This is a genomic window from Streptomyces sp. WG5, from assembly GCF_049974565.1.
GTDB lineage: Bacteria > Actinomycetota > Actinomycetes > Streptomycetales > Streptomycetaceae > Streptomyces.
This window is the reverse complement of record NZ_JBNGGC010000006.1, coordinates 264,026-286,832: the sequence shown is the minus strand read 5'-3', so window position 1 is coordinate 286,832 and position 22,807 is coordinate 264,026. Positions and strand designations below refer to the sequence as shown.

General features: G+C 72.4%; 14 protein-coding genes. 5 read left to right on the top strand and 9 right to left on the bottom strand.

Annotation, left to right across the window (positions count from 1 at the left end; all coding sequences use genetic code 11):
• Positions 1 to 99 precede the first annotated feature (99 nt).
• A complete protein-coding gene (locus ACP4IX_RS08895) occupies positions 100 to 915 on the bottom strand; it encodes an SDR family NAD(P)-dependent oxidoreductase (protein ID WP_426555185.1) in 816 nt (271 codons plus the stop codon).
• Positions 916 to 987: 72 nt separating this feature from the next.
• Here ACP4IX_RS08895 and ACP4IX_RS08890 point away from each other — a divergent pair, with 72 nt between their 5' ends.
• Positions 988 to 1,575 carry a TetR/AcrR family transcriptional regulator gene (locus ACP4IX_RS08890; protein ID WP_426517475.1) on the top strand — a complete coding sequence of 196 codons (588 nt, stop codon included), beginning with the start codon at positions 988 to 990 and terminating at the stop codon, positions 1,573 to 1,575.
• A 71-nt stretch (positions 1,576 to 1,646) separates the two neighbouring features.
• On the opposite strand, the gene ACP4IX_RS08885 is transcribed toward ACP4IX_RS08890, so the two are convergent.
• The 8 genes from ACP4IX_RS08885 to ACP4IX_RS08850 all read right to left on the bottom strand — a co-directional run bounded on the left by ACP4IX_RS08885 (position 1,647) and on the right by ACP4IX_RS08850 (position 16,963).
• Entirely contained in the window at positions 1,647 to 2,879 is a 1,233-nt protein-coding gene (locus ACP4IX_RS08885) for an MDR family MFS transporter (protein ID WP_426555184.1), read from the bottom strand.
• Complete coding sequence (locus tag ACP4IX_RS08880; RefSeq protein WP_426555183.1) at positions 2,876 to 4,666, bottom strand: ABC transporter permease subunit; 1,791 nt, start codon at positions 4,664 to 4,666, stop codon at positions 2,876 to 2,878. The genes ACP4IX_RS08885 and ACP4IX_RS08880 overlap by 4 nt, the downstream gene beginning before the upstream one ends.
• 3 nt (positions 4,667 to 4,669) lie before the next feature.
• Entirely contained in the window at positions 4,670 to 6,172 is a 1,503-nt protein-coding gene (locus ACP4IX_RS08875; RefSeq protein WP_426555182.1) for an ABC transporter substrate-binding protein, read from the bottom strand.
• An 80-nt stretch (positions 6,173 to 6,252) separates the two neighbouring features.
• On the bottom strand, positions 6,253 to 6,819 hold the full coding sequence (locus ACP4IX_RS08870; RefSeq protein WP_426555181.1) for an N-acetyltransferase family protein: 567 nt from the start codon (positions 6,817 to 6,819) through the stop codon (positions 6,253 to 6,255).
• Between the two features lie 85 nt (positions 6,820 to 6,904).
• Positions 6,905 to 7,990, bottom strand: coding sequence for a DNA helicase (locus tag ACP4IX_RS08865; protein WP_426555180.1), 1,086 nt, complete (start codon positions 7,988 to 7,990; stop codon positions 6,905 to 6,907).
• Positions 7,987 to 9,861: a DrmB family protein gene (gene drmB / locus ACP4IX_RS08860; protein ID WP_426555179.1), complete on the bottom strand. Its 1,875-nt coding sequence runs from the start codon at positions 9,859 to 9,861 to the stop codon at positions 7,987 to 7,989. Before drmB ends, ACP4IX_RS08865 begins: the two co-directional genes overlap by 4 nt.
• A complete protein-coding gene (locus tag ACP4IX_RS08855) occupies positions 9,858 to 13,043 on the bottom strand; it encodes a helicase-related protein (protein ID WP_426555178.1) in 3,186 nt (1,061 codons plus the stop codon). The genes drmB and ACP4IX_RS08855 overlap by 4 nt, the downstream gene beginning before the upstream one ends.
• 65 nt (positions 13,044 to 13,108) lie before the next feature.
• Positions 13,109 to 16,963 (bottom strand): sigma-70 family RNA polymerase sigma factor, encoded by a 3,855-nt coding sequence (locus ACP4IX_RS08850; RefSeq protein WP_426555177.1) that lies wholly within the window; start codon positions 16,961 to 16,963, stop codon positions 13,109 to 13,111.
• 222 nt (positions 16,964 to 17,185) lie between these two features.
• Here ACP4IX_RS08850 and ACP4IX_RS08845 point away from each other — a divergent pair, with 222 nt between their 5' ends.
• The 4 genes from ACP4IX_RS08845 (at position 17,186) to ACP4IX_RS08830 (ending at position 22,733) form a co-directional block, all read left to right on the top strand.
• Positions 17,186 to 17,641, top strand: a complete 456-nt coding sequence (locus ACP4IX_RS08845; protein ID WP_426555176.1) for a protein kinase — start codon at positions 17,186 to 17,188, stop codon at positions 17,639 to 17,641.
• 14 nt (positions 17,642 to 17,655) lie between these two features.
• The gene (locus ACP4IX_RS08840) at positions 17,656 to 17,847 is read left to right on the top strand and encodes a hypothetical protein (RefSeq protein ID WP_426517816.1); all 192 of its coding nucleotides are present in this window, start codon (positions 17,656 to 17,658) and stop codon (positions 17,845 to 17,847) included.
• Positions 17,848 to 18,073: 226 nt separating this feature from the next.
• On the top strand, positions 18,074 to 21,004 hold the full coding sequence (locus ACP4IX_RS08835) for a GTPase (RefSeq protein ID WP_426555175.1): 2,931 nt from the start codon (positions 18,074 to 18,076) through the stop codon (positions 21,002 to 21,004).
• Positions 20,997 to 22,733 (top strand): GTPase, encoded by a 1,737-nt coding sequence (locus ACP4IX_RS08830; protein ID WP_426555174.1) that lies wholly within the window; start codon positions 20,997 to 20,999, stop codon positions 22,731 to 22,733. Before ACP4IX_RS08835 ends, ACP4IX_RS08830 begins: the two co-directional genes overlap by 8 nt.
• Positions 22,734 to 22,807: the final 74 nt, after the last annotated feature.

Below are 22,807 nucleotides of genomic sequence, written 5' to 3'. Positions count from 1 at the left end.
GCATCGTCGCACCAGCACTGAAGATGCAGTCCGCCGGGGCACCTTCACTTCGATCCACCAAACGAGATGATCCCTTAGTGCCCTCAGGCCGTCAGGCCCTCAGGCCGCCGGGACGGTCGCCGCCCCGGAGGACCGGGCCGAGATCATCCCGCTGAGCAGGACGGCCCGCCGACGGGTGAAGAAGCGGGGCAGGCGCACCATGACCGCGTTCAGGCGGCCCGACTGCACGCTCGGGCGCCGGCCCCGGTCGAGGACGCGCATCGCGGTCGCCACGACCTGCTCGGGGGTCTGGTAGCTGCCCCGGTAGGAGCCGCCGCTCAGGCCGTCGAAGAACTCGGTGCGGGTGAGGCCGGGGGCGAGCGAGAGCACCCGCAGGCCGGTGCCGCGGGACTCGTACCAGAGCGCCTCGGTGAAGCTGAGGACGAACGCCTTGCAGGCGGCGTAGACCGCCATCGCGGGGGCGGGCGTGTAGGCCGCCGCGCTCGCGACGTTCACGAGGACGCCCCGGCCGGAATCGCGGAGCGGCTCGATGAACGCGCGGGTGAGGTCGACGAGGTTCGTGACGTCCACGTTGATCTCGTCGGTGAGGCGGTCGGGGTCCTCCTTGTGGAAGGCGCCGTCGGTGCCGAAACCGGCGTTGTTCACCAGGCCGTCGACCCGGATGCCGCGCCGGGCCAGATCGGCGGCCAGCCGCCGGCCCGCACCCGGCACGCTCAGGTCGAGCGGAACCGCCGTGGCCCGCACACCGTGCTGGGCCCGCACCTCGGCGGCGAGCTCTTCCAGTCGGTCGTGCCGCCGTGCGACGAGGACGACGTCGGAGCCGCGGCGGGCGAGTTCACGGACGAAGGCGGCGCCGATGCCGGAGCTGGCCCCGGTGACGATCGTGGACTGGCCGGAGAAGTCGATCGGTGTCATGTCTGCACTGTAGGCAAGTTCTTGCACTCGGTGCAACACTGCGCGTGCGATGCAAAGCCATAGACTGGGTGCATGGCCGAAACCCCCACGCTTCGAGAGCGGGCGCGGCGCGCGGCGCGCGCGGAGATCACCGCCACCGCCATGCGGCTCTTCGCGGAGAACGGCTTCGACGCGACGACCATCGACCAGATCACCGCGGCGGTCGGCATCTCGCGCCGCTCGTTCTTCCACTACTTCGGCAGCAAGGAAGACCTCGTCCTGGGCGACACCGAGGCGCTCGGCGAGTCGGTACGGGCCGCGCTGGAGGCCCGTCCGGACGACGAGTCGGCCTGGGCGGCCATCCGGGAAGCCTTCCTGACCGTCCGGCCGCCCGGGGCCGGCACGGAGGAACTGCTCGTCCTCGCCCGCCTCCATCACGAGGCGCCGTCGTTGCGCGCCCGGCACCTGGAGAAGCACCTGCGCTGGCAGGCGCTGCTCGCCCCCGACGTACAGCGCCGCCTCGGCCTGCCCCCCACCACGGACCCCGACCCCCGGGCCCTGGCCTTCGTCGCCGCCGCGCTGGCCTGCCTCGACGCGGCCGTCGACGCGTGGTACCGCTCGGGCGGGACCGCCGATCCCGAGCGCCTCTTCGACGAGGCGGTCGCCACGCTCCGCAGCTAGGGACGGTCTCCACGGACCGCTGGGCAGTGGCTCCCGGGCGGGGCTGCCCGCCTGCCGCCGCGCCGAAGGACTCAGTGCCGCCGGGGCAGCAGCCCCACCGCCGCCAGCGGTACGGCGGCCAGGACCAGCCACGGCACGGCGGCCGGCAGCCCGCTGTCCAGCAGCAGGCCGGTCGCGGAACTGCCGGCCAGCACGATGAGCCCGGAGACCGAGGACAGCGCCCCCGTGTACAGCCCGAGCCGCCCCTCCTCGGCGAGGTCCGGCACCCAGGCACGGGCGACGGGCGCGACCAGCATCTGCCCGAGGGTGAGCAGGACGACGAACCCGGCGGCCGGCACCAGTCCGCCCGTCCCCGTCCACCCGGCGGGCCGCGCCAGCGCGACGACGGCGAAGCCGGCCGCGATCAGCGCCAGCCCCGCCACCATCGACCGGCGTGGCGCCAGCCGCGCCCCCGCCCACCGGGTCACCGGCAGCTGCGCGGTCACCACCAGCAGCGAGGACAGCGCGAACAGCCAGGCCAGCGGCGCCTGTGAACCGGCGGCCCGCTCCACCTCGGCGGGCAGCGCCAGGTAGAGCTGGTTGTAGGCGAGCAGATAGGCGCCGTACGCGCAGCACAGCGCGAGGAAGCGCCGGTTGCGCAGCAGCAGCCGCGCCCCGCCCTTGACCCGGACCTGGGTCCGCCCGGGTATGCGCTGCGGCAGCAGCCACGCGTGCCCGGCGAGGACGAGCACGAAGACACCGGCCCCGGCGAGGCACGCGGTACGGAAGTCGACGGCCAGCAGCAGGGCGCCCAGCAGCGGTCCGACGAAGGCCCCCGCCTGCCCGGCGACGGTGAACAGCGCGAGCACCCTGGTCCGGTCCCCGCCGCCCTCCTCCTCCCAGACGACGGCCTGCCGGGCGACCTCGGACTCGACGGCCGGCGAGAAGAGCGCGGCGGCGAACCCGATCAGCAGCACCGCCCCGACGACCGCCCAGGTCCGCTCGGCGAACCCGAGCCACGCGAACCCGGCGATCCGCAGCACGCATCCGGCGAGCACCACGGGCCGGATGCCGTACCGGTCGGCCAGCGCCCCGCCGACCACGAACAGCCCCTGCTGGCTGAAGGTGCGCAGCCCGAGCACGAAACCGACCAGCCACCCCGCCATGCCGATCGCCCCGCCGAGATGCTCGGAGAGGAACGGCAGGACCGCGAAGAAGCCGATGTTGAAGGCGAGTTGGGTGAGGATGAGCAGCCGGAGCAGCGGGGAGAGCGGGGCGCCGCGACCGGCGGCCCCCACGCGCCGGCCGGTGGATGTGGTGATCATCGGAGTGCGGTCGGTTCCTTCTCTGCGGCGGGCCGCCGGCTGACGACGGATTCCGTACGACGAGTTCGCCACCGAGGGGGACGCAGGCCGCCCGCGGCGGTGACGGCCAGCGCGCCGAGCAGGGCGAGGACGGCGGCGGGGGCGAGGACGGCCCAGGGGGCGCGCTCGGCGTAGGGCTGGTTCTCGGCGAGGAGCAGGCCCCACTCGGGGGACGGCGGCTGGGCGCCCAGGCCGAGGAAGCCGAGCGAGGCGAGCGCGAGGGCGACACCGGGCAGCCGCAGCAGGGCGTGGCGCAGGACGGGCGGCAGGACGGCCGGCAGCAGTTCGCGCCGCAGCAGGTACCAGCGCCCGGCGCCCAGGCCCCGGGTGGCCGTGATGTGCAGGGTGGCGCGTTCCTGGCGCAGCAGCGCCGAGGTGTGGGCGGCGAGCGGCGCCCAGGCCACGGCCCCCACGGCCAGCGCGGGCGTGGCCGCCCCGCTCCCCGCGACGGCGGTGACGAGGAGGGCGGCGAGTACGGGCGGAACGGCGTTGACGGTGTCGACGAGCGGCGCGGACACCCGGGGTACCAGCCCGAGGAGTACGCCCGCGAGCAGCGCGGCGGCGCTGATGGCGGAGGCGAGGAGCAGGGTGTCCAGGGCGCCGTGACCGACGCGGGCGAGCAGGTCGCGGCCGAGGGCGTCGGTGCCGAAGGGGTGCTCGAGGGAGGGTGCCCGCAGCCGCTCCCCCGTAGTGAGGGCGAGCGGATCACGGGTCAGGCCGAGCCCGATGACGGCGAGCAGGACGGCTCCGTAGACAAGGGGCAGCAGCCCGCCGGCGGGTGGGGCGGGCCGGTGCAGGGAGGACAGGGCGCCGTCGCGCAGTGCGGGGCCGGTGAGCAGGTGGGCGGCGACGCGGGTGGCACCGGTGGCGAGCGCGGCGAGCAGGACGAGGGCGAGGGTGCCGGCCTGGAGGACGGGGAGGTCCTGGGCGAGGGCGGCCTGGAGGGTGGTGCGGCCCAGGCCGGGGATGTCGAAGACCTGCTCGACGGCGACGGCGCCACCGGTCAGTCCGACGACGAACAGCCCGAGGTTGGGCAGCAGCGCGGGCACGCACCGCCGCAGCGCCTGCCGTGCGATGCGCCGCCCGGTCAGTCCCCGGGCGGCGGCGGCCAGTGCCCACGGCTCACCGAACGCGCCGGGCAGCAGGTCGTCGAGCAGCCGCCCGAGCACGGCCCCGGCGGGCAGCCCGAGGGCGAGCGCGGGCAGGATCGTCCACTGGAGCCCGTACCACCCCAGCGCGGGCAGCCAGCCCAGCTGCACCCCGACGACGGTGGCGAGCACGGACGCGACGAGGAACTCGGGCAGGGAGGCGATCACGGCGGACGCGGTGCCGCCCCGCCGCCGCCCGCCGAGCCGCCGCCGGGCGCCCAGCCGCAGTGTGCGGGCGCAGATGAGTCCGGCGGTGACGGCGGCGACGAGGAGCGCGGCGGTCATGAGCAGCAGGGAGGCCCCGAGCGCCCGGAGCACGTCGGGCAGGACGTCGCCCCCGGAGATCCACGACTGCCCCGCGTCACCGCGCAGCAGCCCGCCGAGCCACCGCGTGAGCACGTGCAGCGGGCCCCCGTCGAGTCCGAGCTGCTCCCGGACGTCCGCGAGCACCTCGGGCGTGGGCTCGCGCTCGGCCGACCGTGCCTTGAGGACGGTGTACGCCGGATCGGTCCGCGTGAGCCACGGCAGCAGCCCGATCCCGCACACGAGCCCCGCCGCGAGGACGACCCGCCACACCGCGGTGGCCACCTGCTGCCGCACGGCTCAGCGCCGCGTGCCGGTGCCGACGAGGGTGCGCTCGTACGGGTCGAGGATCACGCCCTGCACGGAGTCGGCGACGCCGGTGATGACGCGCTGGTGCACGAGCGGCACGACGGCGTCGCTGCCGAGGATGCGGGCCTCGGCGGCCATGGCGGCGTCCTGCCGCTTCGCGGTGTCGGCGGTCTTCTCCGCCTGGGCCACGGCGGCGTCGACGTCCTTGTCGCACAGCTGGGCGATGTTGAAGCCGCCGTCGCAGGCGTAGTCGCTGGCGAGGACGGCGACGGGGTCACCGGTGTCGAGGAGGGTGTTCCGGGCCAGTACGAACGCGTCGAACTTCCCCTCCAGCGCGTCGCCCTCCAGCCGCGAGTACTCGCGGACGGTGAGCTTCACCTTGAACCCGGCCTTCTCCAGCTGCTGCTTGACCACCTGGGCGACCTCGGGCAGCTCGGGCCGGTTGTCGTAGGTGGCGAGGTCGATGGTGTCACCGCCGGGCTTCGCGGCCGCCGCACGTCCGACGGGCGCGGTCCGCTTCCCCCCGGCCCAGGTCACGGCGGGTCCGTAGAGGCCGGCACCGGGGTCGGCGTACCCCTCGTACACGTCCTTGGCGAACACCGGGGTGTCGACGGCTGCGCGGGCGGCGGCCCGCAGCCCGGCGTCCTCGAAGGGCCCGGACGAGGCGTTGAGCAGCAGGCTGGTCGTGCGGGTGGTGGCGGTGTCGCGCCGGGTGTCCTTGTCGAGGGTGGCCGCCTGGGAGACGGGGACGGCCTCGGCGATGTCGAGCTCGCCGGTCCGCAGCGCGTTGGTGCGGGCGGTGCCGTCGGCGATGAAGCGGGCGTCGATGCCGGAGGCCTGGGCACGGCCGCCCCAGTACGCGTCGAACCGGTCGAGGGAGACGGAGGTGGCGCCGTTGACCTTGGTCAGCTCGAAGGGTCCGGTGGCGGTGCCGACGGGGTCGACGCGGTTCTTGTCGGCGTAGGCCTTGGCGGACAGCACGGCGAGGCTGGGGCTGGAGAGCCGCAGCGGCAGTACGGGATCGGGCGCGGAGGTCGTGATCCGCACCGTCCGCTCCCCTTCGGCCTCGGCGGTGAGGGTGACGCCGGCCAGGGCGGCGGGCGCGGGCTCGGCGTCGGTGGCGTGGGTGAGGGAGTCGGCGACGGCGGCCGGGGTGACGTCGGTGCCGTCCTGGAAGGTGGCGTCGCGGAGGGTGAACTCCCAGGCCTTCTCGCCGTCCCGCCGCCAGGACTCGGCGAGCGCGGGGGCGGCGGAGCCGTTGGCGTCGAGCGCGGTGAGGCCCTCGGTGACGGCGAGGCGGCTGAGGAGGGTGGCGTCGGCGCCGTAGGGGGAGAGGTTCTCGGCGGGCGGGAAGGCGAGGGCCACGCGGAGGCGGGCGCCGTCGGCGTTGTCGCCGGAGCCGGAGTCGTCGCTGCCGCCCGAGGCAAAGCAACTGGATATCAGCGGTAGGAGCAGGAGAGGGGCGAGCAGCCGGGAGCGGCGGTGGGAGCGCATGGTCCTCGGATCGATCGGTGTGCGGGAGCGGGTCGGGCGAAGGCGGCGGCGAGCAGGAGCCTACATGGCAACCGTTTCCATTACCTTGCCGCCCCCGGTTCCGCCGACCCGCGCTCCATCGGCACGTCGAAGTGCACGATCCCCTGCCCGCCGCCCGCGTCCTCCCGTTCGTCGTGCACCACCTTGGCGAGCGACCGCCAGAACGGCTCGGCGCCGGTGACGGCCGGGTCGGTGTGCAGGTAGACGGCCTTGTATCCGCCGTCCGCGACGGCGAACGCGAGCAGTTCGTCGACGAGCCGCCGGGCCAGCCCGCGCCGCCGGTGCTCGGGCCGCACGTACACGCGGCGCAGCTGCGCGGTCACGCCGGAGGGGTAGCGCTCGGCGACGTGGCGCGGGTTCGGCGGGTGTACGGGGCCGCGGGAGTCGAGGGCGCCGGTGGCGACGACCTCGCCGGTCCCGTCGACCGCGACGAGGAGGGTGTGCCGCTCCGGCGCGAGGTACGCGCCGGCCGGGTCGACGATGTCGCCGTGCCAGCGCGGGACGTAGCCCGTGCCGAAGTCGCGGTAGACGGTGTCGAGCATGACGGCTCGGGCACCGTCGAGGTCGGCGGGGGTGGCTGTCCTGAGGCTGTAGTCACTGCTGCGCACTTGCACATGGTACGCATTAACGGAATCCGCTGATCAACATGCCCCTCGGGTCGTGCTCCTCCCCCGCCCGCCCCCGACCGCTCCCTCAGCCGCGCATCAGCTCGCCCTTGCCCACCTGGGCCAGCAGCGGAGGCTCCGACTCCCCCTCGTACCCGAGGTGGAGCTCGCGCCGGGCCCTGGTCGCCAGGACGTAGTACGTCATGCGCAGGGCGGCCGCGGAGGGGTCGCCGGCCGCGTCCGTGTGGGTGTCGGGGATCACGACCGTGTCGAAACCGAGCCCCTTGGCGCTGGCCCGGTGGACGATGACGATGCCCGGACGGCCGAGGTCGAGGTTGCGGTACTGGCCGCCCTTCGCCTCGGACGTGTACAGCTGGGGCCTCAGTCGCGGCGCTCGGCGGGTCAGGCTGCCGAGCAGCGAGAACTGCGTGTGCCTGGAAGCCACGACGACGCCGATGGTGTCCTTCGGGTGCCGCTCCGCCAGCAGGGCCAGCAGGTCCGCGGCGCCCCGCTCGTGGAAGCGGTGCAGGCGCGGCGGCGGCCCCTGCCGGGCGGGCAGGGCCGGCGCGCCGGCGCCCGTGTGGAAGTGGGCGGCGAAGGACGCGATCTGCTCGGTGTTGCGGTGGTTGCCGTCGAGCTCGTGCCGGGCGCAGCGGCCGAGGTTCCGGGCGATCTCGGCGAGGGTGGAGTGCGTGTCGGTGAGGCGCTGGCACTCGTCCGCGTAGACCGTCGTACGGGCCCCGAGCATCCGGCAGAGCAGGTAGAACTCGGGCGGCAGGTCCTGGCCCTCGTCGACGACCAGGGTGAGGCCGGGGATCGGGCCGGTGTCGGCGGCCCGCTCGTACAGCGCGTGCCAGTCGTACCAGCCGTCGGCGCTGCGCGGAGCCGTGCCTCCGTGCCACTCGGCGAGCCAGGCGTGGGCGGTCGTGACGCGCACGCCGCGGTCGGCGTTGCCCAGGGCGTGGACCGTCGCGGCCAGCGACTGGCGCAGCAGGTTGGAACGGGTGAGCACGGCGACCGGGGTGCCGGTGAGGGCGAGCATGAGGGCCCGCTGTGCCGCCAGCAGGCTCTTGCCGCTGCCCGGCGGGCCGCTGATCAGATGGTTGCCGTCGAAGGGCAGGGCGTCGAGGCCGGCCCGTTGTCCGGGGGTGAGGTCGAGGTAGGTGAGGGTCACGTCTCCTCCAGTGCGTCGGCGGCGGCCGCGCGTGCGGCGGTGACGACGGGCTCCAGGTATCCGGGTACGTGCTCGCCGCCGACGACGAGGGCGCGGTCCAGGAGGGTGTTGCCGGTTTCGCAGCTGGTCTCGGGCAGCAGGGCGCAGGCGTGGCAGGCCGCGCGGTTGAGGTTGCCGAAGCCCTGGCCGGTGTGCTCGGCGCAGAGCGGGTCGGCCGAGCACCAGGCGGCGGCCTCCGTCATGCGCAGGAGTGTCTCGGCCAGTCGCGGCGGCTCGCCCTGGCGGACCAGCCCGCCGAGGGTGCCTTCGGCGTCGCCCGCCGCGGTGTAGACGAGGATGCCGTACTGGTCCTGCTCGGGGCGGGCGTACACGCGCTCCCGCAGGCTCGCGGTGGTGTAGCCGGACTCGAAGGAGAGCTGGCGGATCAGCAGGTGCGCGAGCGTGTGGAGGAGGACGAAGCGCGGCGCGAGTTCCGGGCCGGTCAGGGCCTCCAGGCGGTCCCGTTGGAAGGAGCGGGCCAGGTCGGTCCGCATGCCGGTGACACGCCTCCGTACGTCCGCGTCCGCCTCCCAGCTCGCGAGTTCGGCCCGGTCCAGGGTGAGGAAGATCCCCTCGCCGAACACCTCCACCGCCGGCAGCCACTTGAGGCGGCGGGCGGTGTCGGCCGGTACGGGGGGAGCATCCGGGGAGACCCTGCTGAAGCCGGACAGGGCGCGCACCTCGCGGAGCCGGTCGGCGAGGACGATCCTGCCGAAGCGGCGGCTGACGGCGGCCCACGGGTCGGTGGTCTCCCCGGCCAGGCCGAGGGTGGTCTCGCGCAGCGCGAAGTCCCGGGTCGCGGGCGGGACGGGCGCGGTGAAGGCGGCCCACTCCTCGCGGCTGAGGTCGGGGCGGGCGGGCGCGGCCTGCGCGTCGGACGCCGAGGCGTCCGGGGAGGCGCCCGACGAGGGCACGGGCTGCCCCGTCTCCTCGGCGAGCAGCGCGTCCATGAGGGCGTCGTCGGCGCCGGTGTCCTCCTGGATCATCGTCCGGAACACCCCCGCGCGCGGCGTGGCGGCCACCCGGCACAGTGACACCCACAGGTCGTGTTCCCGCACCTTGGCCGCCAGGCCCTCGTCGCCGTGGGCCGCCGGTACGTCGGACTCGGGGATGTCGAGTGCCGAGTGGACGATCGGGTAGTACAGGTTGCCGGCCGTGCGCTGCACGATCTGCACGGGCCGGGGGCACTCCGTCCGCTCGTTCGCCCGCTGCCACGGGTTGCGGCCGGAGCAGCGCATGCCGTGCGTGCCGAGGATGTCGAGGAGGTCCCGGGACGCGCCGCAGCCCTTGGCGGTGCAGGTGACGGAGAGCGCCTCGAGGCCGGAGGCCCGCTCGGAGACGAGGAAGCGCAGCCTGTCGCGCTCCTCGCAGCGTCGTCGTTCCCCGGCGTCGCGCCGCGAGTGGGCCCAGAACCACCAGTCGACGTCGCTGAGGTGCCCGGCCTGGCAGATCTGCACGAACCGCATGGGCGCGAGCGTCCGCGCCGGCGAGCAGGACGGGCAGCGCGGCGGCTGCCCGGGCTTCTCGTCGGCGATCCGCCAGCGCCTCATCCGGCGGCAGGAGCCGCAGAACAGCCAGGACGGGAAGCGGATGTACGGCGCTCCGGGCGCGTCGGGGACGTCGAAGCGGTCGTTGGCGGTGGCCGGTGCGGCGTAGAAACCGGTGACGCCCAGCCGGGAGGCGAGACGCGGGGACTCCAGCTTCTGCCTGCCCCTGGCCGGCCAGTCCCCGATGCCGGTGGCGACGAAGGACTCGCCCTGGATGTCGAAGACGGCTCCGACGCCGAACGGCACCACCGTCTGCGACTGGCGTACCCGCAGGGTGCGGCTCACAGGTCGGCTCCCTTCACCGTCACCTGGCATTCCCGGTCCACGTTGCGCATGGAGTTCGGTGTCTCCCACAGGCCGTAGTTCTGCTCGAAGCTCTTGATCAGGTTGGACTGGCCCTTGCCCTGGCTGCGGTAGTACAGCTCGCGGCCGTCCTTGCGGGCCTCGCGCGCCGCGTCCTCCCAGTCGGCGACCAGTCCCGCGATCTCCTTGCGGACGGCCTCACCGGCGGCCGGGTCGGCCGCCTCGGCCCGTACGGCCAGCTCCTCGGCGAGGGCCTCCACGTCGGGGAGGCGGTCCAGGACCTGCCCGGCCTGGTTCTCGGCGGTGAGCCCGAGCCGGTGCCGTACGAGGACGACCAGCGCGGCGTGCAGGGCGCGCCGCCGGGAGGGCACGGACCAGGGGGTGACGCTGGTCGGTTCGACGTGCCGGTACAGGGACCGGTGGTACACGTCGAAGGTCTCGTAGTGCGAACGGTCCCTGGGCCGGGTGGCGTTGAAGAAGGTCACGACGAGGCCGGGCACGGTGTGCCGGCCGACCCGGCTGGTGGCCTGGATGTACTCGGCGGTCGTCTTGGGCTGCCCCTGCATCAGCATCAGCGCGAGCCGCTTGACGTCGACCCCCACGGACAGCATGTTCGTGCAGGGCAGGAAGGACACCGACTGCGGGTCGTCCCAGTCCTTCTCCAGCCGGTCCAGCAGCACGGGCTGCTCGGCACGCGGAAGGTTGCTGGTCAGTTCCTGCACCTGGTTGTCCGCCAACGGCCGTACCCCGCTGCCCGTGTCGAGTCCGGCGAGCTGGGCGGGGATGTCGTCGGCGGCGGCCGTGACCGTGCGGCCGAGCTCGCGCAGGCTGTGGTGGTAGGCGACCAGGGTCCAGTAGGCGTCCCGGTGTTCCTCGGGCAGCTCCCACGCTCCCTGGAGCAGGGCGGCGGCGGTGGCCACGGCGGCGCGGCCCGCCGTATGGCCCTGGGCCATGACTCCGAGGTAGCGGCGGCCGGGCTTGGAGGTGTCGGGTTCCGCGAAGTAGGAGTGCCGGGCGTCGAGTCCGGCCGGCGGGAAGAGCTGGACGCCTCCGCCGTACAGGGCGCGGACCTGCTCCCCGGAGCGGCGGATGGTCGCCGTGGACGCCACCACCTTCGGTCCGGTGCCGTCGGGGCCGGCGCACAGGCCGAGGACGGCGGACTCGTACAGGCCGACGGTGGTGCCGAGCGGGCCGGTGAGCAGGTGCAGCTCGTCCTGGATGACGAGCGACGGCGGCAGGTTGCCGGCGCGGTCCGCCCTGCCCGCACTCCCGGGGCCGCCCGCACTCCCGGGACCCCCCGGGCTCCCTGCGGCGCCGAACAGGCGGCCCGCGCGCGGCTCCCAGGCGAGCCGGGCGAACTTGTCCACGGTCCCGAGGACGAACGTCGGCGGCCGGTCGTAGAGGTGCTCGTCCACGACGGCGACGGGCAGTTCGTCGTGGAAGACGCACTCCTGCCGTGGGCAGAAGAAGGCGAAGGAGTCGGCCGTGGCGCGCACACCGTAGTCGCCGATGTCGGACGACTTGTGGGCGGGCAGGATGCGGGTGCCGCACCACGGGCAGCGGTCGAGGATGAAGACGTCGTCGGGCTGGGCGGCCTGGCGGGCGTTCTCGAAGGCCGTCCGTGCCTTGTCGTACGTGTTCGGGGTGGTGGTCTCGCCCACCCACAGACCGATGGAGAAGGGCTCCTCGCCGTACGCCGCCGGATCCGCGCGGCGCAGCGTCTCCAGGGCGCAGACGGTGCCGGCGGCGCGCTGGAACTGCTGGGTGGTGAGGAGGCTGAGGGTGTACCGGCTGAGCACGGCCGTACCCCCGCCGTCCGGCCGTCCCCGGCGCAGCACCATCGTGAAGGCGGCCAGCAGCAGATACGCCTCGGTCTTGCCACCGCCGGTCGGGAACCAGATCAGGTCCGTCACGGCCCGGTCCGCGTGCCGGGGGTCGGCCGTGCCGTCCACGGCGAGCAGGAAGAACGCCAGCTGGAAGGGGCGCCAGGTGGCTCCCGGGGCCGGTTCCGGGTCGAGCGGTGCGGCTTCCCCGCGGGACCGCCTGGTGCCGGCGAGGTCGGGTGCGGAGTGGCGCATCTGCAGGGCCATGGCGCGGTTGGCGGCACGGAAGGCGTGCAGCAGTTCGGGGCGGCGCGGGTCGCAGAGGGTGCGGACGCCCGATTCGATGCGGGTGACGGCGGTGCCGATGCGGTCGAGGACGCGGGTGGCGGCCTCGCGCCCCCACCCGGGCACGTCCGCGTTCAGCTGTCCGACGTACCACGCCCGGTAGTCCGCCGCGAACTCGGCCAGCTCCTCCCGGAGCTGCTCGACCGGTACGGCGGGATCGGCGAGGTGGAGGAGATCGAGCACCGGCGAGCCGCTGAGCCCCGCGGCCCGTACGCCGGTGACCTCGGCCTCCGGCATGACGGCGGCGCTCAACTCGGTCACCTGTCCACCGGCGTCGTCGTACCGCTCCGCGACGGCGCATCCGTGGCCGACGGCGTGTGTGCGGATGTGCCGGTACTGGAGGCGGAGTTCCTGCTCCTCCGGGTCGCGGCTGGCCAGGCGGACGCTCGGGTACTGGAGCACCCTGCCGTCCACGGGCCGGGCGCTCAGCTCCACCTGGAACAGCATCCGGTCCCAGTGGGCGGCCTTGCCGAGGTCGGGCTCGTGCGCGGCGGCGTTGACCAGGGCGACCGTGACGAGCCGGCCGGTGCCGAAGACGCGTCGGCGGACGCGGAGTTCGGCGCGTCCGTCCAGCACCGTGACGTGATCGTGTCCCGGGGCGAGCCGGTGCGTCTCGGCGGGCAGCGGGACCCGCTGCCAGTTCCGGCCGCGCTCACCGGTGCGGGCGCGGGTCTCGTAGCGGGCGGCGGAGCATTCGATCTCCACGGTGTCCGCGTCGGTGTAGAAGCTGAACCCGAGGGAGGAGGGCAGCCAGGAGTTGGACTCGGGAACCGGGTCGGTGGCGGGCGCGGTGTCCTCGGCACGCCCCTCGGTCCCGGCGCCCTCCAGCTCCTCGGCGGCCACGTCCAACTGGCGCTGGAGGTCGGCCTCCTGCGGGTACAGAGTGCCCATGAGGTACTGCCGGTCGGGCGGGGCGTCGAGCGTCTCGTGTTCGCCGTCGACCGGGCCGACGAGCTGCCGTCGGAGATAGGCGACGAGTTCCTGTCGGGGATCCATGGTGTTCCTGGTGGTCGGTGCCGTGACGTGCTCGGACGGACTGGCGGGTGCGGCGGACGCGTGACTCATGAGCGGCGCCAGCGGTCCCGGAGCGAGGTGCGGCTCTGTGCGGCAGCCGCTTCCTGCGCGGCGGCCAGTTCCGCCTGAACGGTGCTGAGCCGCGACTGCAGATCGGTGATGCGGAGCCAGGCGTCGTGCTCGCTCTGCGCGATGCGCTGTGCCGCCTGCTGCTCGGTCTCCTCGGCGCTTCGACGGGCCGCCTCGACGAACAGGTCCCGCTGCGCGACGGCGGCCTCGGCCTCCCTCAGCCGCGCCTCCACCTCGGCGACCCGGGCCCGCACACCCTGGCGGTATTCCTCCCGGGCCGACGCCGCGGCCCGCTCCCGCTCGGCGGCGGCTTCCTCGGTCGTACGCAACCTGGTCTCCAGCTCGGCGACGCGCTCATCGGCGGCACTTTCGCGGTCTGCGGCAGCCGCCTGAGCCGCCCTCAGCCGTGACTCCAGCTCCCCGATGCGGGCCTCGGCGCCCTCCCGGTACTCGTACAGCCTCCGCTCCAGCTCGTGCGCCCGCTCCTCGGCGGCGGTCGTCCGCAGGCCGGCCTCCTCGGCGCGTTCGGCCCTGAGCAACAACGCCGCGTACGCCTCCCGGTGCTGCTCCTTCAGGTGCGCGAGGTGCTCCTCGGCCTGGTGCCGGACATGCCTCTCACGGCGGTCCAGGGCACGGTCCGTACGGTGCAGCAACTCCGCTTCGAGCGCGTCGAGCCGGCGCTCGGCCTCCGCCCGGACGGCCGCGACCCGCTCGTCGGCGGCGCCGCGCACCTCACTCAGCCGGCGCTCGTGCTCCCGTGTCAGCAGGGCGATTTCCGCCTCGTGCCGGGCCCGCGCCGCGGCGAGCAGTTCCTCGGCGCCGACGACCGGCGGCTCCTCGGCGCCGACGACCGGCGGCTGCTCGACCGGAGCGGCCTCCACGGAGACCGGCGCCGAAGGCTCACCCTGGACGCCGGCCGTGCTGCCCTCGGACGGGCCGGCGGCACCCTCGTCGCTGCTCGCCCTCGCGGACGCGGGCTCCGTCCGCACCGGGGGTGCCGCGACGAACTCCCGCAGGGCGTCACGGACGACGAGGCGCGAAGCGGCACGCACCAGGGGCTTCGTGGCAAGGTACGCCCGTGGCGTCGCCCCGGCCAACGCGTCGACGGGCCGCTCGAAGAAGTGCTCGGGCCGCAGCTCCCGGCGCTTGACGGTGTCGAAGACCTCCTTGAGCACGTCGAGGGCCTCGACCACGGGACGGTCGAGCATCCCGCGCTCCCGGGCGGCCCGCACCACGGAATCCGTGGCGGACGACCCGAGCAGCACCGACAGTTGCAGATGCCCCAGGGCCAGCAGCGCGTACTCGGCGAGCCAGGCCACTCCCCCGCCCATGGGCGGCTGCGTCAGTGTCCGGGCCTTGTCCCAGTCGGCGGTGGTCTGCGGCGTCGTCCCGGCCGGGCGTTCCGTCTCCTGCGGTTCCTCTTCCGGCTCCGGCTGCTCCTGCTCCTGCTCCTGCTCCTCTGTCCGGTCCTCGGCCCGGCTGTCAGCCCGGTCCTCGGCCCGGCCCTCAGTCTTCTGCTCCGCCTCCCGGCCTTCCGTCAAGGTCTCCGGCTCCGCACCCGGGGTGGCGGCGGCGAGGAACTCCCGCAAGGCATCACGCACGGCCAGTCGCGACTCGCCGTTCACCAGGGGGCTGTCCCCGAGGTATGCACGGGGTGTCGCCCCACGCAGCGCCTCGGCCGGACGGTCCAGGAAGTCCTCCGGCCGCCGCTCGGCCACCGATACCGCGTCGAAGACGCGTCGCAGCACTTCCAGTGCCGTCAGCACCGGCCGCGGGAGCGGCGCGCCGTCCCGGACGTACCGCGCCACCGCATCGGTGGCCGGCTGTCCCAACAACGCGGCAAGACCGGCGTCTCCGACCGCTGTCCGTGTGTATTCCGCGAGCCACGAGATCTGGTCCATGGGTGCTCGCGCCAGCCGACGGGCGTGCTCCCAGTCGGCGGCGACCACGTTGGAAGCCCCGGTGCAAGCAGCCTCGCCGGCGTCCGCGACCGCCCCGTCCAGTGCGCTCTCCTCGGAGATGTCCGTCCCCGCGGGTTCCGGCTCCGCTACGGCGTCGGCGATCGGTGCGTCACCGACTTCCTCCCTCTCCCCCGCCACCGCGGTCCGCACCGAAACCGCAGCCACCTGCCCGTTCTCCTGGTCCTGCTTCTGCTCCCAGGTGGCCCGGGCGAGGCGCTCGGCCCTGGCCTTGCGGAGTGCGAGCCGGGCCCGGGCGGTCCGGGCCGCATGGGTGGCGCGGGCGAACCGCTCCGCCCTCCTGGCCTCGGCCGCCTGCTCCGCCGCATGCTCGGCCTTCTCGCACACGGCGTCCAGGCCGACGAGGCCCGCCGTGCGCACGCGCTCCCGCAGCACGGGCCGCACCTTGGTCTCGATCTGCCGGATGCGTTCCCGTGTGACGCCGAACTCGCGTCCGAGATCGTCCAGCGTCGAGGGTTCGTCCCCGTCCAGCCCGAGCCGCCGCACGAGGATGCGCGCCTCCCGCTCGGTGAACGTGTCCACCACTGCCAGCAGCTCCGCGACGTGCAGGGCACCGATCACCTGCGTGTCGACCGACGGCAGGAGATGCGTCTCGGCCACGAAGTCCGCCAGGGTCGCGCCGTCGCCGATGACACGGTCGAGGGAGTCGGTACGGCGCGTGAGGCGACGGATCTCCTCGACCTTCTGGAGGGTCATGTCGCACCGCACCGCGACGTCGGCCGCGCTCGCGTACCGCCCCTCGGCGGCCAGGGCGCGTTCGGCCCTGGCCACCTTCCGCATCTGTTCATGCATGTGCACGGGGATCCGGATCAGCGCGCCCTCGTCGGCGATGGCCCGGGTGATGGACTGCCGGATCCACCAGGTGGCGTAGGTGGAGAACTTGAACCCCTTGGTGGGGTCGAACTTCCGGGCGGCCCTCAGAAGACCGAGCAAACCGTGCTGGAGCAGGTCGTCGTAGTCGAGGCCCTGTTCCAGGTACGGCCGGACCAGAGAACGCACGAGCCGCTGATTGTGCACGACAAGGCAGTCACGGGCTCGGACCCTGAGGTCGTCCGGCGGCAACGCCTTCAGTTCTTCCTCGTCCGGTTCGCGCGCGATTCCCTCCACCCCGCCCCGCACCATGAGGGCCAGTCCCACCTCGGCCTGCGCACTCAGCAGTCGGCTGCCCGGGCGTCCCTCGCGCCGGTCGACTTCGAGTACGGCGTGGGCGGCGGCCAGCGCTTCGGCGAGGTCGGCAGGCGCCGCGTCCACCGCGAGGCCGTCTCCCGGCTCCTGCGGCTCCTGCGGCTCCTGCGGCTCCTGCGTGTCCTGCGTGTCCTGCGGGTCCGGATCGGCGGAGACGTCCGCGTCCGGCGACGTGCCGGACGGTATGGACTCTCCCTGCTCGTCCCGGCTGGACGGCACCTCGCCCGGCGCCCCCTCCGGGCCCCGCACCAGCGTCCCTTCGCGCAGTTGCGCGGCCTCGCGCGCGTCGAGCCCGGCAAGCCGGACCACACCGTCCAGGGCACGGGAGGTGACATAGCCGTCGGCGTCCGCGTACCGGGCGAGCAGGTTCCGCACAGGGTCCAGCCGAGGAATCACGTTCTCTCCACGATCGCGTGCAACCTTTTCACGGTCTCGGCTGTCGCCTTCTGTGTGCACGTGCAAGTCCCGCACGGGCAGCCCCAGCCGGGCCAGCTCGTGACGCAACCGCTCCCGCTCGCCGTCCCCCAGCGCGAGCGTCCGTACGTTCTCGTCGAAGACGAGCTCCGGGACGACTCCGTCCACGGCCGCGCGCCGGAGTCGCACGAGCAGCTCCGCGACGGCCTCGCGCAGGCCGGACGGCCCGTTCCCGGCGGCAACCGGCTGAGTCATTGCGTGCACCCCCCAAGCTTTCACGAGGAACGCTAGACTCAACGCGTTGATGCTGTCAACAGAGGAACTTCTGTCACGCGCGAGACAGTTCGTGTACGGTACGCACTGGCGCCGTCGGCTCTCCGCCACAGTGAACGGGGGCGTCGCCGGATTGGGGGCGTTCCAGTGGGTCCGCGCGGGGACGCGGCACGGGAAACGCGGGCGAGGGGCGAAGGAGCAGCAGTGAGCCACGGGCTGATCGACGGCAGATTCCGCGTCGGACGCGTCATCGGCAGGGGCAACATGGGGGAGGCCCGCCAGGCCGAGGACCTGCACGCCCCGGAGGGGTCGTCGGAGCGCACGGTCGCCGTCAAGACGATCCTGCGCCGCCGCACCGGCACGCGGATCGATACCGGCGGGGACGCGAAGGCCGTGCAGCGGTTCAACCGCGAGGTGCGGATCATGCGCCGGCTGCTGCATCCCAACCTCACCCGGCTCGTGGCCGGCGGCATCGACCAGGGCCCCGGCACCCCCGGGGGCCTGCCCTACCTGGCCATGGAGTTCCTGGACGGCGAGACCCTGCGCGACCTCGTCGAGGAGGAGCCGCAGTTGCCGGTCTCCTGGGCCGCGGCCACCGGCGCCCAGGTCGCCGCCGGGTCGCCACCGCGCACGCCGCGGGCATCCTGCACCGGGACCTGAAGCCCGCCAACGTGATGCTCGCGCAGGGCGGCACGGTCAAGGTCCTGGACTTCGGCATGGGCAGCATCGTCGACGACCCGGACCAGACGCGGCTGACCAGCACCGGCGTCAGCGTGGGCACCGCCCGCTACAAAGCCTCATCCAGCCTCCGGCCGGAACCGAAAGCAAGGCGATGCGCTTGTCACAGCGATCGCGGAGGGCACTGACGGAACCGTCGTCGCCAACGACAACTATGTGGAGTCGCAGAGCAGATACCTCTGGTTGCGGAACAAGAAGCGAGTGTTCGGGGCCACCTTGTCGCAGGGCGTGTGGGGTTTCACACCACGCGCCTGCGTACCGCCCCGTCATCGGATCGTGCAAGCGGAAGTACCCGAGCAGTCCCGGGCCTTGATTCCCCTGAGTCCCGGGCCGCCGCCCCCACGAGGAGTAGTGGTGAACGAAGCGGCAGTAAATGACACGGCGAGTCTCAGAGCCGAGGTGCTGGCCCTCCTGCTGGAGCCATTGGGTGTCGACGCCATGGCCGGGTCAGCCTCGCTCGAGAGGCTCGCCAAGGACGTGGAGGCGGTCGCCCAAGGGTGCGGGTGTGCCGGTCTGCCACCGTCTGGGAGCACTCTGCGGTGGGTATCCGAAGCTGTGGCAGCGTGCATCGAGGGTCAGGAACTGGTCCGTCTGGCAACGGCTCGGGGCCGGACTCTGACACTGAGCGAGACCAGAGCCCTCCGGGAGCTGATGCGGCTCAAAGGACTACGGTCTCATCTCGAGGCACTTGAGGGTGTGCCGGTGGAAGCGCTTCGGGCGGACCTCGCGGCTGTGGCGCTCGCGGAACGGGTACTGCCTGGAGTCCTTGAGCCGTTCCGTCGTGCGGATCAGGAATGGCCCAAGGAGATCTGGCGTTCGATCCGTGAGATCGACGTCGAACGCGCGCTGAGCGACCTGACCCGTCCCCGCATCACTCGGCAGGCGGCAGCTGCGCGGGAGCTCGTCCTCCAGCACAGCATCTCGGCAGCGCAGGATCTGCGTAACCGAGATCTGATGACCCGGCTTGAGAAGGTGCGGGACTTCATCGCCGCGGAGGAGTCGTACGAGGCGGTTCTGTCCGAGCGACTGGAGTGGTGGCGTTGGCTAGGGCCGGACGCGCGGCTCGGGTTCAGATCGGATCGGCGTGACGCCCTGGTGTGGGCGATCGAGGCTCGCGACACCGGCGCCATCTCCGGGAGTACTGTGGAGATACTCGCGGATGACAGCGCGCGGGCAGTGATTGAGCATGGCCTCTCAACAGCGCTCGTGAGCACGACCGCTTCCTTCGGAGCACCGGCCACGAGTTCGGCCGCACGGCTCGCGACGGGACTACTGGCGGTCGCCTCCCAGACCGACATCGACACACTGCGCGCTCTTGAGTCCTGGTACATAGAAAACGCCGAGTTGTTCGACCGCGTGGCCGCTGCGATGGACGCGCGGCGAACCGAACCGGATCTCGACGAGGCCCTGGAGTCCCTGGTCGGCGAGCTCGCGCTTCCGACCGGGGCAGTGGACGTAAGTCGCTCGGCCTATCGCAATATTCAGTCCATCCTCCGGGCCAAGGCCGAAGCCGACCTTCAGCAAAGGTCGTACTCCCCGCACGCGATCGAGAGCGAGGATCTTGTCCGGTCCATCAGCCGTATCGGGACGCTCGAACGCGAACTGCGCGATGCCGTGCGGACCGTTCCCGCAGTGAGAGGCAGACTGCTCGTGGCCATCGTCGGAAGAACCAAGTCCGGGAAGACCACACTCCGCAAAGCCCTCACGCGCGATGCGAACCGAACCGGGATCGGGCGAGGCGCACACCGCACCACACGGAAGACCTCCGCATTCGATGTCGGTGCCGTGACCTATCTCGACACGCCCGGCGTCGCCGCGAAGGACGACGACTTCGACGCCCAGCACGCCCGAGCCGCGTGCGATATCGCCGACGCGGTCATCTGGAACTATGCCGACACTCTGCGCGACGAGGAGTCCGCCGAACTCCAGCGACTCCTCCTCTCGGGGAAACCTCTGCTCGCCGTCGTCAATGTGAAAGGACGGGTCAACACACCTCTCCGTCTTGAACTCTTCGCGGATCGCCCGATCAGAGAGTTCAAGTCGGCGGCGGAACACGCCACCCGGATCGAAGAGGTCGCCAGAACAGTCGGAGTCGCGCCGCCCGTCATCCTCGAAGTCCACTCCGGCGCCGCGCACGAGGCGCTGTCCACGGAGGATCGCGAGTTGGGAGACAAGGCCCTTCGGGCGAGCAGGTTGCCCGAACTGGAGCGGTCCCTCGAACAGCTCCTGGCCGAGCGCGCGATTCCCCTTCGCGCCGTCCGGCTGGCCGAAAGCGTACGGGCGCCGCTCGCCGCGATCCACGACCGGCTGATCGAGGAACTCCCCCACATCGACCTCGCACTTCGCGAACTCGAACGCTCGGCGCCGAGTGAACGAGCCGCGTTGCTCGAAGTTTTCCGTATCGCGGGCCGGGACACGAGCGACCGGCTCGAAGCCGAGCGGCACCGTGCCAAGGAGCGGTTGCCGGATGTGGTGCGGGAGCTGGGCGGCGCGGATCACGCGCAGCGGTGGAGCGACTTCGTCACCGGGCTGAAGCTGGAGGCACTTGTCTCAAGTCTCGAAAGCGAGCTCGATCAGGAGACGCGGAAACGGGGAAAGATCCTGCGCGCGCAGGCAAGCACCCCGGAGCCACAGGACGACGAGTACCTGGAAGTACGACCGCGTCCCGACGCCGGCGGCGTGGGCACGGCGGCTGCCAAGGGAGCGGCGACAGCCCTCTTGGGCTCCGTCGCCGCCAAGGGAATCCCCAAGAAGCTCGCTCCCCCTCCCGTGGTAGTAGCGGACTACGTACTGACGCCCCTGGCCGGAGCGGCGAAAGCGGTGAGCAGCGAGGTTGATCGACTGCGACAGGCGCGGGACGAGTGGGCCCTCGAGACCACGGCCGCGGCCGCGGCCAGGCTCAATGAACTGTTCGACGAACGCGCAGTACAGGTGGCTCGGATCGTCGCCGACACGACGGCTCACGTAGGTGCTCAGTTCGAAGCTCAGTCCACGGACATCGGTCGCACACGGGAGCGGTTCGAGCAGCTTCGTCAGCTGCGGTCGGCCGTGCGCTCCGCCCTTGATGCGATCGACCTCGTACTGGTGCGTCGGTTCCTGGCCCTTACGGGCGGGGATCCAGCGACCGTCCGCTCGGCACGCCGAACGCCAGGAGTCGAGCTTCGCGTGTGGACCGAGGCGTCCAGCATCGCGGATGTGCGGGCGTGCTTGCAAGATCGACTTGTGGATGTCCTCACTGAGCGAATCGAGATCCGCAGTGCAGACGAGGGGAACGCAGATGACTGACGGCAATCCGGTTGACATGTCGGAGAGTGACGAGGATCTGACCTCCTTCGTGCCCGCGCTGAGTGCGCGGGCTGAGAGTGTCCTGAACGCTCACCCGCGTACTCGGGACCTGACAGCGGACCTGCCCCGTGTGGACACGAGTCCCCTGCACATCGCCCTCCTGGGCCCCTACAGCGCCGGGAAGTCGACGCTCATCGCGGCGCTGCTCCGGCTCCCGCCGGCCGAGGTCGCCGAACTCGTCGACGCGGCCCCCAAAACGCACGAAGCAACGCCGTACCACTGGAACGGCGTGACGCTGGTCGACCTGCCCGGGACCCTGTCGGGCAACGACGCGCACTCCGAAGCGGCGCGGCGCGGCATGCGTGGCGCGGACGCGCTGATGATCGTGACGACGAGCGAGCTTCCGGGCGAGGCTGAGACCAGGGCGATTCTGCGGACGCTCGGTGCCGACGGGTTCGCTGATCGAAGTGTCATCGTCGTCAACAAGATGAGCGCCGAGAATAGCGACCGCGAGGTCGTCCTCGATGAGATCCGCAAGCGGCTCGGGCCCTTCGCCGATCGCGTCCCGGTCATTCCGACCGATGCGCGCGACTATGTCGACGCGGTCAACGATCCCGAACTTACGGAAGAACACGTCGAGTTGCTCGTCGCAGAGAGCGGCATCGACGCCCTCACCGCCGAGTTGCGGAGAATCACCGCACCTGGTGTCGAAGGAGTACGGCCCAAGGCGCAGGCGCACGAACTCATCCGGGTCTTGGAGGACGCCGAGCAGCGGTGGGAACTGGGCGGAGAGGAACTCGACGCAGCGCGGACCGCGAAGAAGGTCGAGGAGTCGATCTCCCGGGCGAGGGAAGCGGTGCTGGACGCCCTGGAGCGGGAGAGCGAGATCGTCGCCTCCAGGATCAGAACGGCGGGAGGCAGAGCCGCCGACGGCGTCTCCGAGAAGAACGGCGCCGTCCCCGTCGACATCGCCACTTCCGTCACCGGGGAACTGATCGATGCCCGCACCGATTTCGACGTCAGGTTCTCCTCGTCGGTGTGGGCCGCGTTCGATGCGCTGGTCGCCGAGTACGGCGACGCCGTACCCGAGCCCGAGGCCTGGGTGAACGAAGTCGACGCCTCCGAGGCGACACTCGCCGCGCCCATGGAGTCACAGTCACCGTACGAACAGACCATCAGGGAAGCCGCGGAGAAGGCCGCGAAGGTGGGCGCCAAGAAACTGCACGAGTGGATCGGGAAGGTCGCCGACGAGCCGGAAGAAGCGGCAGCCAAAATCGCGAACTGGCTCAACAAGACCCGCGCCGGCCAAAAAGTGCTCGACGCCGGCGGGAAGATCACCAACGGCGTCGGCAAGTTCAAGCCGTGGGGCAAGCTCAAAGCAACCCAGAAGGTCGCCAGTACGGCCGGAAAGGTGCAGTGGGCGGTGACGGCCATGGGCCCGTTGATGGACGTGAAGAGCATCGTGCAGGCCCAGAGCAACTGGCAGGCGATCAAGAAGCGTCGACAGGCGCTCCGGGATCACTTCGCCGACGTGGCGCTCAGACAGCGGACCGGCCTTACTGACCTCGGCCGGCAGCACCTGAGCGAGTGGGTCGCGGAGGTGGAACAGTCCCTCAGCGGCCTCACGAAGCAAGGTACGGAGATCAGCCTGGCGCGTGAAACGGCCTTGGAGGAAATCAAGGGTCTCCGCGATGAGGCCGAGAGGCTTATCAGGCCGGCCGCAGATTGACCTGGCGGGCCGGTGTCCCGGCGGTGAGCGTGACCACGCCACCGCCGGGAGGAACGCGACTCAGGCCCCGGCCA